Genomic DNA, 11946 nt, shown 5'->3' on the forward strand with positions numbered 1-11946 from the left:
TTCAACAAACTCAAGAATTGGCGCAGGGTCGCCACCCGCTACGACAAAACCAAGGAATCCTACCTCGGCTTCGTCGCGCTCGCCTCAGTTAAACTCTGGATACCCTTTGTCCACGAAGCCTAGCGACTTCCCGCCGACCGAATAACCGAGATACTCGGGCGAAAGGCTGATTCCGAAAGCGCCATAACCGGTCATCAGCAACGGCGTCTTGCCGGGGCTGGCCAGATCGCGCGGCCGCAGCAGATAATAGTCGACCAGCGTTCCATCTTTGGAGGCGGCCGTTTTCAGTTCCACGACGAAGCGGCTCGCATCGAACACCGGCTTCTCGCTGTAGAGCGTTGCGGGGCCCTTTGGGCCACCGACCAGTTCCAGCCGGTTCGGCATGAGGTAACCCGCGCGCTTCATGATCGCCACGTCGCTGGCAGGATCGACCCCAACAAACGTCACCGAAGTTCCGACAGGCTCGGGGACTGCCTCGGCGATTTTCCAGCCATCCGCCGTGGCGGTGGCCGTCGCGATGCGCTGAACACCGCGCTTTGTCAGGAGCATCTTCAGCGTCGAACGGCCGGGTGCCATGCCGCCATAGGGATCGCTCAGAAAATCTCCGTCACCCGGCGTATAGACGAGCGACAGCCGCTTGTCGCCAGGAACCGCGGCGTTCGTATCATAAGCGACGACGCTTTCGGCCGGATATGCGCGGCCATTGATGGTCGCGGGCTCGGCGAGCTGTGCAAACAGCTTGCCGCCGCCAACGGTTCCAAGGCTCATCTTGAGCTTGGAGGGAATTGCCGCCTTTTCGATGCGCCCGTCGCCGCGAACCAGAATATGCTCGAACGTCGAATAATCGATCACACGCGTGATGATGCCGACGCGGTTCTGGCCCTCCCCGGCGGCGCTGAGCGACATCAGCGCGTCGGTGGGCTGCGCACTGTAGACGATCTTCGCATCCGCGAGCGGCGTCCCGCGCGTCCAGATCGCGACACTCGCTGGCCAACCGGTGGGCAGCTTCGGCGCATCGCCGATGCTGTGCTCAATCAACAGTCGATCACTGTCGAGCCAGGTGACAAAGGAGCGGCTGGCCGGCGTCCGGAACCCGTCTTGCACAAAGGCCCCGGCAGTCAGGTCGAATTCGCGCAGCTCGACTTCGTCGCCGCCCTGCGGCGACAGCGAAAAAATGCATCGCGTATAGTCCGGCGGCGCGCAATTGGGGGTCCCGCCAAAATGTAGCTCATACGCCGTTCCCTCTGCCTTGCGGAGCGCATCAACGTCGAGCACATCGCGCCAGTCCGTGGGAACGCCGTCATCCCCCCGTTTTCCGACCGACAGAACGCCATGCGGGTGGGCAACCGACCGCTGGAAGCGAAGCGCGACAGAGCCCATCAGTTGATATTCGGGCGGCGGATCCCCTGCCGCGAGCAGCGCCTTCAGCTCGGCCTCGATTTCATCGTGGCCAGGCATCTTCCCAATACGGGCCTGGCTGTCCTGCGTTTCCTTCTTCGCCCACTCGAGGGCGCGCGTTTCCTGCGGCGCCTCGAGCCACTGATAGGGGTCCTGCGCCGCGGCGGACATCGGCGCCATAAGCGCGACCGCCGAACATGCTGCAAACCAAAGCATCCTCATTTCGTGACCCCCTTCAGATATTTGTCGAACCAGGCGACGGTGCGCTCAGCGGCGTCGATCTGGTTTTCGCGTTTGACGAAGCCATGCCCTTCCTCGGCATAATAACGGGCGTCCACGATCTTCCCCGCCGCCTTCAGCGTCGCGACAATCTGCTCGGCTTCATAGGCCGGGACGCGAATGTCGTTCTGCCCCTGGAGCACCAGCATCGGCGCCTTGGTGTTGCCAAGATAAGTGAGTGGGCTGACGCGCGCATAGACGTCGCGATCGGTCTCAGGGTCGCCGATGAGCCCGCGCTGATATTCGCGAAGTGCGGGCGAACCGCGCTCCCACATCGAATTCCAGTTGACGATGCCATAGGCTTCGACGCCCGCGGCCCAGAAATCGGGCATCCGTCCGAGCGCCATCACCGTCATGAAGCCGCCGTAGGACCCACCGGTAATCCCGATCTTTTTCGGATCGGCATAGCCCGATGCGACGAGAAACTTGGCGGCCCAGGCTTCGTCCTCGAGATCGCGGCCGCCGAGGTCGCGACGATTGGCCTGCTCGAAGGCGCGGCCATAGCCGGTCGAACCGCGAACATTGGGCGCGATGACCATATAACCGCGCGACGCCAGCGCCGCGGCCGTCGCATCGAAGTGGTCGGTCGTCTGGCCGGTGGGCCCGCCGTGCGCGACGACGACGACCGGGGCCGATCCGTCGCGCTTCAGGTTCCACGGCATCCAGAGCACAGCGCTGATCACCGTTCCATCGGCGCTCTTGTAGCGCACAATTTCAGTGCGAGGCAGCGTCTCGCCATCGACGCTGGCGAGACCCAGGCTGGTCAGCCGTGTGGCTTTTCCGGCGGCGATGTCGAAGGTCCAGTAGTCGAACGGCGCGCTTCCGGACGAATAGGGAAAAAGGAGCCGGCTGCCATCTGGCGAAAAGGCCGGCAAAGTCCCGAAATAGCCTGCGGATTTTCCCTGAGGCAAGGGCAACGCCCGCACGCGCTTGTTGGCGACGTCGTAGAGATAAACGACGTCGCGGCCATCGACATTCTCGATCGCAAGCAACTGGCGGCCGTCCGGCGAAAAGGCGCCGGCTTCCTGTGGCCAGGCGCCGGGATGGATGGCGTTGCGCTTGCCGGTCGCGAGGTCGAGCAGCACCGCCTGCCGAAGGCCCGCACCATTCTCGCTCGTCACCGACAGGCTCTTGCCGTCCGGAGAGAGCGCGATCGCCGCCTCATAGGGTGCGCCGGGGCCGCCCGCGATCTTCGTGGCGACGCCGGTTGCCACCTCGATGCGCCAGATCGAGCTTTCGGTCTGCCCGGCGTTGGAGCGATTGGCATAAACGTGGGTTGCGCCGGGATCGAAGCCGACGACCGCCCAGTAAATGCCGGCCTCCTTCTCCTGCGTCAGAAGTCGCACCGAACGGTCCGCGAGCGTCATGACGGCGACGTTCGTGCTGGGCTCGGTAGCAACGCGCCGGTTGAATGCCAGAAGCCTGGAGTCCCGGCTCAGCCGCAATGTACCGGTGTCCGATGCATCGGGCGTCGCGGTGAGGTTGATCGCCGCGCCGCCGTTCGCCGGGATGGCGAAGATGTCGTAAATCTCGCGTCCGCCGATGTCGGATGCGTAAAGGACGGTTTTGCCGTCGGGCGTGACGGCGGGATAGAAGGTCTTGTCTTCGGTTTGCTGCAGCTGCAGCGGAAAGCCGCCCGACCCCGGCACCCGCCAGAGGTTCATACGGCCGGTCAGATCGGTGGCCATCACGACATCGCCGGCCGGCGTCCAGGTCGCGAACCAGCTGGAACGCAGGAAGAAGAGATCGGCGATCGGGATCGGCTGGGCGTCGGAGCGCGGCGCCGAGACGAGCGACTTCGGATCGGTCAGGGGCCGTTCGGGCGTTCCGCTGAGCACGGCAACGCCGGGTCGCCGGGGATCGAGCCCATCCTGCGCGATGCCGGCATTGGCGACGAGTGCGCTCGTCGCCAATGCCGCGGCCAGAAGCGCGCGCATCAACGTACCGGCCCGCCGAAGCGCGCGGTCAGTTCGATCCCGAACGTCCGCGGCCGCAGGCGGTTGGACGTGATGTCGTTCACCCCCGGTGCGATTTCCTGGACGCCGCGATAGCTGGTGGCGCCGCGGTCGTCGGTCAGATTGTCGGCGAAGAGTGCGATAGAAAGCTGCTCGAGATCGACCCCGATGCGGGCATCGANCCCGGTGCGATTTCCTGGACGCCGCGATAGCTGGTGGCGCCGCGGTCGTCGGTCAGATTGTCGGCGAAGAGTGCGATAGAAAGCTGCTCGAGATCGACCCCGATGCGGGCATCGATGCGATCGATGGTGTCGCCCGGCAGATAGCCCGGGAAGGCCACGAACCGGCGCGGCGACGAATGCTGCCATCCGACGCGCGCAAAGCCGTCGACGCTGCCGGCGAGGGTCGTACGATAGTCGACCGACGCGTTCGCCGTGAACTTCGCGACATCGTCGACCACCGCGCCGTCGACGATGCCGGTGCCGGGCACGCTGCCCGAATAGGTCGCATCGACATAGGCGCCGCTGGCGGTCAGGGTGAGGCCACCCGCGGGACGCAGGACAACGCTGAGTTCGGCGCCTTTGGTCGTCGTTCCCTTGGAATTGATGAGGCCGTTAAACCCGGTGTTGCCGATCGGGATGCGGACGGTGACGTCCTTCCAGTCGCTATAGTAGAGCGCGCCCTCGAGCGTCAGCTTTCGGTCGAACAGCTCGGCCTTGCCGCCGATCTCGTAGGTCCAGATCGAATCCTGGCCGAGCGCGGCGGGGAGATCGATACCAAGCGGACCCGCCAGCGCGAGCGAAACGGTCGGCTGGAGCTGACCCGCCCGGAACCCCTTCGCCGCGCTCGCATAGATCGTGGAATTGGCGGTGGGATGCCAGGCGATCGACACGCGCGGATTCCAGCTTTCGTAGGTGTCGCCCGGTTGAGGCGTGATCACGCCGGCGTTGGCCTCGAAGCCGCGGAGCCGCTCGTGATAATAACGCAGGCCTGCCGTGATATCGACCGGCGCGAACGGCAGCGTGTAAGTGCCTTCGCCGAACAGCGCGCGCGCCTTGCTGGTCACCTCGCCCGTGTTGTCGATGCCGAACAGCGCGAACACGAAATCGTCAGCGCGGACCGCGTCGCGGGCATAACCGCCGAACGTCCATTGCAGCGGGCCGTCGCCGGACGAAGCGATCCGCGCCTCGTGCGCGTCGACCGTAATGCCGATATTGGCATCGAGCGTTCCGCCGAGCAGGCTACCCGACTGCGGCAGGTCGACCTTGTTGTGCGAATAGCTGTAGAAAGCCTCGGCACCGCCCAGATCGTAACGCGCCGTGGCGCCGTAAAGGCGATATTTAAACCCGCCTGCCAACACCGCCGTGCGCGACTGCTCGCCTTCGTCGCTGGCATCCGATCCGCCACCGGGGAAGCTGCCCTTGTAGAACCAGTAACTACCGGTGATCGACAGCCGCCCGGTGGGGTCGAAGCGTGCCTTGGCGCGGAAGGTGGTGAAGGTCTGATCGTTGAGATCGGTTTCGCCGGCCGCGGCATTGTCGATCCAGCCGGGGAAACGCTCGCCGGTGCCCGCGACGCGGACAGCGAGAATGCCGGGCACGATCGGCGCGTTGAACGCTCCCTTGATGCCGCGATTGGTGCCGCCATCCTCAGTCTGCGAGACGAACGCCGAGCCCTTCGCTTCCCAATTGTCGAGATCGGCGCCTTTGGTCAGGATGCGGACGGTGCCGCCCATCGATCCTTCGCCGAACAAGGTTCCCTGCGGACCGCGGAGAATTTCGACGCGGTCGAGGTCCCATGCCCGCACGTCGGGCGCGATCGGAACGGTCACCCCAGTGAACGGCAGATCGTCGAGATAATAGCCATTCTCGTTCGCGCCAAGCGACGTTGAAATCCCACGGATCGTGATCTTCTGGCTGCCCGAGCCTTGATCATATACGCCGACGCCCGGTGCCTCCTGAAGAAAATCCGAAAGATTCTTGGCCCCTCGCTGTTCGAGCGCCTCGCCGCTAATCGCGGTCAACGCGATCGGCACGTCGATCGCGCGTTCCTCGCGCTTGCGCGCCGTCACAACGATCTCATCGTTCCAGCTTCCCGAAGCTGCCGTCTCGGCGGGTGCATCGGCGCGGGTTGCCTGTTGCGCCATCGCCGGCAGGGCTTGCGCAGCGGCGATTGCCGCGAGTGAGATGCGGAACAGATGCTTTGCGTTCACGGTCATTGGAAGCCCCTTTTTGAATCTGCGTCCAAGGGGCAGGACGCACCACCGGCGCCGAGGGATAGCGGCCAGTTACATTTTTTCTGCAATTTTATGTCAGATGCCGGACGGTGCGGCGCGCGGTCTCGATGGCCGGTGCTTCACGTCAAGTGTGAACTCGAACCGACAGTTCTGGCCGGTGCACGAACCGCTGCGCGGATTAGTGCTAGGTGTTTAGTCCCAGCATGTGATGGTGTAAGATTATCATCATCACAGCGGGAGGGATTATGGGCCAGCTTTTACATGGGAGCGCCAAGACCACGCACGCCGTTCGAGCGGAACTACAGCGATCGCAAGCTCCGGTCGCGCAGCTCGCGAAGCGGTAAGCTGGCGCCGGGCCTGCGTGAACGTGCGACTGCCGCGGGTCGTCGGGCCCCAGATAGCGTCGGCCTCCAACTCCAGGCGGCGCAGCTCGTCGGATACACCGGTCAGGCCAGACCCCGCAGCGAACAGCGTGCGACCGACATCGTTCTTCGCCTCGACCATGGCTTGTCCGCCCAACCGGAGCGCCTCCTGATCCAGACTGAAGGAAAGGCCGAACGTGTCACGGGTCTGGCCGCGTAGCATCGCGGCGAGCGGCCCCTCGTCGATCGCGGCGTCGTCGGCACCAAGCAGCGTGCCGCCCGTCCCCTTCTTCCGGCGGCAAGCGAGCGTCGTGCCGCCGTCCTCGAGCACCGCGCCGACGCGGAGTAACGAATACGAGCGCTGACCGCAGCAGGTCCTCCGCGTCGTCCATGCACGCCCCGGCGCAGTTCACGTCGAGACGCGCCCAGCGGATCACATCGAGCTCGACCCGCTCCACCAACGCTACCTCGCCGTCGGCCACATCAACCAGGACCGCGCCCTTCGCACCGGTCTCCCTAATGGTCCGGCCCTGCACGTTACCGGGGAAGACGACGTACGGCTCGACGCTGACGACCTCGAACTCGTGAACGTGACCGAGCGCCCAGTAGTCGTAGCCGCGCGACCGCAGGTCCTCGACGCTGCATGGGGCATAGTCCGCGTGCCCCTGCCGGCCGGCCAGAGCCGTGTGGAGCATGCCGATGTTGAAGAAGTGCGGCTCGGCCGGCGGATAAGCGAGGACAAGGTTCTCGGTGACCGCCGGCGTCGAGAAGCTCTGGCCATGGATCGCTACGGCGAGGTGGACGAGGCGGTGCGGCTCGGGCCTCCTCGATCCAAACAGATGGACGTTGGCTGGCCAAGGGACAGTGCGCGAAACCACCGAGGCCGCGTCGTGGTTGCCGGCCAGCACGAATGCCGGGATGCCCGCCTGATCGAGCCGCCCCATCGCCTTCGCGAAGTAGAGGCCGGTTGCCATGTCACGCCAGTCGCCGTCGAAGAGGTCGCCCGCGATCACGACGAAGTCGACCGCCTGGTCGATCGCGAATTGCACGAGGTTGTCGAAGGCAGCGCGCGTCGCCGAGCGGATCTCGTTGACGGGCAGGCCCTCGTACCTCGACAGGCCGTGCAGCGGGCTGTCGAGGTGGATGTCGGCTGCGTGCAGAAACCTGAAACTCGTCAACTCATCCCCCCTGTGCCAGACCGGCCTCGTGTTCGGGCGCGCCGCCAAGCCAACCGATTGTGTGGGCAATTCGTCGCCGCTTACAAGGCTTAATACGGGTTCGCACCAGATCGGACCCAACAACGGGCCGTCGCACGATCGATCAGGCGGCCCTCATCGCCTTTGGGGATTCTAGCCGACAGTTACGAATTGCGTGCGTTGAAGGTCTGCGTTCAACAACCCTCTACGGGCCCTCTCTTCGACTCAGAACTTCTCGAATCTGTCAACTCACAGGTCGGTGACTGATGTCTGCTTTCGGGATCATGCCAGCACCCATTGAATGACCGTTGCGAGGCGCAAAGCCGTCACATCCCTCCATCGCGTCGCATCAATCCGCGATAACCGCCATCTACCATCCGCCGAGCCTCGCGCACCAGCCGCCTGACCCTTGAACGCAGCGAGTCGGAAACGGTGCGCCAGTCCGACGAAACCCTCTCGCCTCCGAACAGGACCACCGCGATTTCGCGCTGCGACGCCCCCGCGCTCAGCGCATCGGCGACCCTCAGGACATCGATCAGCCTTTCGACGCGGCGCTCCGCCGGGAAAAGCGCGGGCAGGAAACGCCCGGTCCGCAGCAGCCCTACCAGCCGGCGAAGCGGCAGGAGCCGCGCGTCGGTGTGCTGGCCGACGAAGCCTTGCATCGCGTAACGGAGAAGCACGGGCCGACCGCAGCCAAGACGCCCTTGCTCGATGTCGATCCGAATGCGCCGATAGCCGTCCGAGAGTACGGCGTGCTCGCGCCCCTCGGGATCGACGACGATATCGAGCCATGACGCGAACCGGCCAAGATCGAACCGGTCGACATGCTCGGCATCGACGGGCAGCGCATCGACGCGCAGGATATCGGGATCGACGCGCGCATGCCAAACCAGGCGCGCGTCGGGTGACGCCCGGGCCGGGTCCTCGGCGAAAGTGCAGGCCCCACGTCAAGCGATCGGCGGCGCCGGGCTGGTCGCGCGTCGCCTTGCTCGCCGAGGTATACCAGGCGACATAGGCAGGGTCGCGCCGCAGCCATTCCCACCGCATTCCCGCACGGTCGATCCCGCTGAGCCGCCGATATGGTGCCGGGTCACGCCAGTCGGGACGAGACGGCGGCGCCATTCAGCTCGCGCGCCCGATAGGCGTCCGATAGGACAAAAGGCCTGCAAACAACGGGTTGCGTCTCGTCGTTCGATCGATATGATCGGCCCTGGTTCCAGCACGCGGGCGCGGCGGATACGGAAAACCGCAAGGGCGCCCGGCCAGGCAGGAAGGGACGGCCCGGGGGGTCGCGGCGGCTTGAGACGCTGCCCGGGGCCGAGATCGCGCATGAGAGACATGCGTGCGGAGGTCGAGTGGTTCCTCGACGCGATCACGGTCGCGGGCGATGTCGATACGCTCGCGATGATCCTCGGCGAGATGACCGATCGCATGGGGTTCGCGCATTTCGCGCTGACGCATCATGCCAATATGACCGACGCATCGAACAAGCTCATCCGGCTGCACAATTATCCCGAGGCGTGGGTCGATTATTTCGATCGCAACCGGCTTGGCCTGTCGGACCCGGTCCACCGCGCGAGCCACAAGACGAGCGCAGGCTTTCGGTGGGACAGCATCGCCGAGCTGATCGCGATGACGCCCGGCGACCACAGGCTGCTCGCGCTCGCGCAGGACCACGGCCTCGCCGACGGTTTTACCGTGCCGGCGAATATCGTCGGCGAAGCGACGGGTTCGTGCAGCTTTGCGTCGGGACCGCACCACGACCTGCCGGTCGATGCCCTGCCCTGGGCGCAGCTTGCCGGGACAGCGGCGTTCGAGGCCGCGCGGCGGATCTGGCTCGCGCGCGCCGCTCCGCTGCCTCCCCGCCCGACGCTGACCGATCGCCAGCGCGATTGCCTGGTCTGGGCGGCGCGCGGCAAGACCGCGTGGGAAATCGGCCGCATCCTGGGGATCAGCGAAGCGACGGCGGTGCGCCATCTCAAGCAAGCCCGCGAAAGATATGGGGTCGATAAGCAGACATCATTGCTGATCCGCGCCCTGTTCGATGGAATAATCAGCTTCTCCGACATTTTCGGGCATTGATATGCCCATTTCTGGGAATAGCGCGATCGCGGCCATGGCCTGACCCTCCCGTGCACATACAAGACGGGAGCCTGAACCATGCTGCACCTCGTAGAAGCCGATTGCCGCGCGAGCGAAGACGATGTGCTGCGCGCGATGTTCGCGGCGCGCAAAGACGTCTTTGTCGACCTGCTGGGCTGGAGCGTCCCGGTCCTCGGCGGGCGGTTCGAGATCGACCAGTTCGACGACGAACACGCAAATTATCTCGTCGTGACGGGTCCCGATGGCGGGCATCGCGCCTCGGCGCGGCTGCTGCCGACGACGCGGCCGCATATCCTCGCCGATCTCTATGCGCCGCTCTGCGACGGCAAGGTGCCGCGAGGGCCGGGCATCGTCGAGGTGACGCGCTTCTGCCTCGACCGCCATATCGACACGCGGGCGCGGCGCGCGGCGCGTGACCAGCTCGTGCTGGCGATCGCGGAGTTTGGGCTCGCCGAGGGCATCAGCCTCTACACCGGCGTTGCCGAGGTCGGGTGGCTCGAGCAGATACTTGCGTTCGGCTGGCGCGCCTATCCGCTCGGCACGCCGCAGCGGATCGGCGGCATGCGCCTTGGCGCGCTCGCGATCGAGATCGACCGCGACACGCCGCAATTGCTCGCCGATGCCGGGATCGGCGCGGCGGCGACCCGCACGCGGGAGCCGCACCATGCGCTCTGAAACCCTCGCGTCGGCGGCAGCGAGCCTCGATCGATGGTCGGCCGATCTGGTTCGCGACGGCTATTGCATCATCGCCGACGCGATGCCTGAAGCCGAGATAAGCCGCCTCGACGAGGCGCTGCGCGCCGATTTCGAGACGACGCCCTTTTGCGAAGGCGGCTTTTATGGCGAGCGGACCAGGCGCTTCGGCCGCCTGCTGGCGCGCTCCCCGCTCGCCGCGCGCTTCGTCGCCCACCCGCTCATTCTCGGTATCGCCGAGGCGGTCCTCGGACCATGGTGCGACCGCATCCAGCTCAACCTGACGCAGGCCATTGCGCTGCATCCCGGTGCGCTGCCGCAGCTTCCGCACCGCGACCAGGACATGTGGCGCGGCGCAATTGGCGAGACCGAGTACCTGGTCAACGTGATGTGGCCGTTCACCGACTATCGCGCCGACAATGGCGCGACGCTCGTCTGGCCGAAAAGCCATGGCGCGGCCGCGCTGGCGCCCGAGCCGGCAGGCGATCCCGTCGTCGCCGAAATGTCGCCCGGGTCGGCGCTGCTCTTCCTCGGCTCGACGCTCCACGGCGCGGGAGGCAACATAAGCAACGACATCCGCCGCGGCATGATCGTGAGCTACTGTCTCGGCTGGCTCAAGCCCTATGAAAACCAGTGGCTCGCCTACCCGCCGCAAGTCGCGCGCCATTTCGATCCCGAGCTCGCCGCGCTCGTCGGCTATCGCCAGCACCGCCCCAACCTCGGCAATTTCGAGGGGCAATGCCCGTCGATCCTGCTCGGCGACCAGCTTCCCGAACGGATCGGCGCGATCGACGCGCTGCGGCCCGACCAGCAGCAATTGGTCGAAGCCTATGTCGCCGGCCAGCGGGCCTCGCCGTGACGCGCCCTTCATGAACGCGGGGGTGACCTCCGAGCGCGTTTACGACGCGCTCAAGGCGCGCCTGCTCGGCGGCGACGTCCTGCCCGGCGAGCGGCTCGAGCCCAAGAAGCTCGCGAGCCTGCTCGCCAGCAGCGTGACCCCGGTGCGCGATGCGCTGCACCGCCTCGCGGGCGAACAGATCGTCGAGATGCGCGCGGCCGAAGGATTCCAGTTCCCGCTCGTCACCGAGCCGGGCCTGCGCGATCTCCTCGGCTGGAACCACGCGCTGCTTCGCCTCGCGCTGCAGCGCTGGCCCGCGGGCATGCCTGCGCCGCTCGAAACGGTGCCGGACGGCAATGACGCCGGTAGCGACCGCGCGCTCTTCGGTGCGATCGCCGAACGGTCGGGCTCGGCCGAACTCATGCGCCAGGTCGAGGCGGCGAGCGACCGGCTCGCGACCGCGCGCGTCGCCGAGCGCGACGTGATTCCCGGAATCGCCGACGAACTCACCGACCTGGGGGCCGCGATCGCGGGCGGCGAGGCGCGGGCCGTCGCGCGCCGTGTCGCCGCCTATCACCGGCGGCGCCTTTCGCGCATCCCGGCGATCGTCGAGGCGATATACCGCCACGGCTGACGCGGCCGCGCATCGCGCGGTAATATTCGGCAAATATTCCGCGTATAAATTTCGGATAGCCGCCCGGCCTTCCTACTCTTCTCGCTGCCGCAATCCCGCGGCAGCAAGGAGAAGTCTCATGGATCGTGAACATGAAGAACTGATCGACCTCGGCGCGGCGAGCGTCGAGACGCTCGGCCCGCCCGACATCGGGGTCGAGCTCAGCGCCTTCACGCGCCCCCTCGGCATCAGCGACGAAGACTGATGCAGGCG

The 11946-nt window shown here is 65.9% G+C and carries 10 protein-coding genes and 4 pseudogenes; 7 read left to right on the forward strand and 7 right to left on the reverse strand.

Annotation, left to right across the window (positions count from 1 at the left end; translation table 11 throughout):
- Positions 1-123, forward strand: a pseudogene (locus AC58D2_RS18770) (IS5 family transposase); the annotation flags it as partial.
- On the opposite strand, the gene AC58D2_RS18775 reads toward AC58D2_RS18770, so the two are convergent.
- The 3 genes from AC58D2_RS18775 to AC58D2_RS18785 form a co-directional block, all read right to left on the reverse strand.
- A complete protein-coding gene (locus AC58D2_RS18775) occupies positions 85-1578 on the reverse strand; it encodes a prolyl oligopeptidase family protein (protein WP_497392615.1) in 1494 nt (497 codons plus the stop codon). The pseudogene AC58D2_RS18770 and the gene AC58D2_RS18775 sit on opposite strands and share 39 nt — an antisense overlap.
- Positions 1579-1616: 38 nt before the next feature.
- Positions 1617-3614: a S9 family peptidase gene (locus tag AC58D2_RS18780; RefSeq protein ID WP_497392616.1), complete on the reverse strand. Its 1998-nt coding sequence runs from the start codon at positions 3612-3614 to the stop codon at positions 1617-1619.
- Positions 3615-3750: 136 nt separating this feature from the next.
- On the reverse strand, positions 3751-5850 hold the full coding sequence (locus tag AC58D2_RS18785) for a TonB-dependent receptor (RefSeq protein WP_497392617.1): 2100 nt from the start codon (positions 5848-5850) through the stop codon (positions 3751-3753).
- 263 nt (positions 5851-6113) lie between these two features.
- On the opposite strand from AC58D2_RS18785, the pseudogene AC58D2_RS18790 reads away from it, so the two are divergent.
- A pseudogene (locus AC58D2_RS18790) lies at positions 6114-6209 on the forward strand (IS481 family transposase); the annotation flags it as partial.
- 40 nt (positions 6210-6249) lie between these two features.
- On the opposite strand, the pseudogene AC58D2_RS18795 reads toward AC58D2_RS18790, so the two are convergent.
- From AC58D2_RS18795 to AC58D2_RS18810, 4 genes and pseudogenes are all read right to left on the reverse strand, one after another.
- A pseudogene (locus AC58D2_RS18795) lies at positions 6250-6525 on the reverse strand (AAA family ATPase); the annotation flags it as partial.
- Positions 6431-7531, reverse strand: a complete 1101-nt coding sequence (locus AC58D2_RS18800) for a metallophosphoesterase family protein (RefSeq protein ID WP_497392618.1) — start codon at positions 7529-7531, stop codon at positions 6431-6433. The pseudogene AC58D2_RS18795 and the gene AC58D2_RS18800, both read right to left, overlap by 95 nt.
- A 221-nt stretch (positions 7532-7752) precedes the next feature.
- Positions 7753-8106: a DNA -binding domain-containing protein gene (locus AC58D2_RS18805; RefSeq protein WP_497392619.1), complete on the reverse strand. Its 354-nt coding sequence runs from the start codon at positions 8104-8106 to the stop codon at positions 7753-7755.
- Between the two features lie 259 nt (positions 8107-8365).
- A pseudogene (locus AC58D2_RS18810) lies at positions 8366-8548 on the reverse strand (transcriptional regulator domain-containing protein); the annotation flags it as partial.
- 207 nt (positions 8549-8755) lie between these two features.
- On the opposite strand from AC58D2_RS18810, the gene AC58D2_RS18815 reads away from it, so the two are divergent.
- From AC58D2_RS18815 to AC58D2_RS18835, 5 genes are all read left to right on the forward strand, one after another.
- Positions 8756-9508, forward strand: a complete 753-nt coding sequence (locus tag AC58D2_RS18815) for a helix-turn-helix transcriptional regulator (RefSeq protein WP_497392620.1) — start codon at positions 8756-8758, stop codon at positions 9506-9508.
- A gap of 78 nt (positions 9509-9586) precedes the next feature.
- A complete protein-coding gene (locus tag AC58D2_RS18820) occupies positions 9587-10204 on the forward strand; it encodes an acyl-homoserine-lactone synthase (protein WP_497392621.1) in 618 nt (205 codons plus the stop codon).
- Positions 10194-11081, forward strand: a complete 888-nt coding sequence (locus tag AC58D2_RS18825) for a phytanoyl-CoA dioxygenase family protein (protein ID WP_497392622.1) — start codon at positions 10194-10196, stop codon at positions 11079-11081. Before AC58D2_RS18820 ends, AC58D2_RS18825 begins: the two co-directional genes overlap by 11 nt.
- A 10-nt stretch (positions 11082-11091) precedes the next feature.
- Positions 11092-11694 carry a GntR family transcriptional regulator gene (locus tag AC58D2_RS18830; protein WP_497392623.1) on the forward strand — a complete coding sequence of 201 codons (603 nt, stop codon included), beginning with the start codon at positions 11092-11094 and terminating at the stop codon, positions 11692-11694.
- A 118-nt stretch (positions 11695-11812) separates the two neighbouring features.
- Entirely contained in the window at positions 11813-11938 is a 126-nt protein-coding gene (locus tag AC58D2_RS18835; protein WP_497392624.1) for a benenodin family lasso peptide, read from the forward strand.
- Positions 11939-11946: the final 8 nt, after the last annotated feature.

This window comes from Sphingopyxis sp. CR5 (assembly GCF_059693785.1).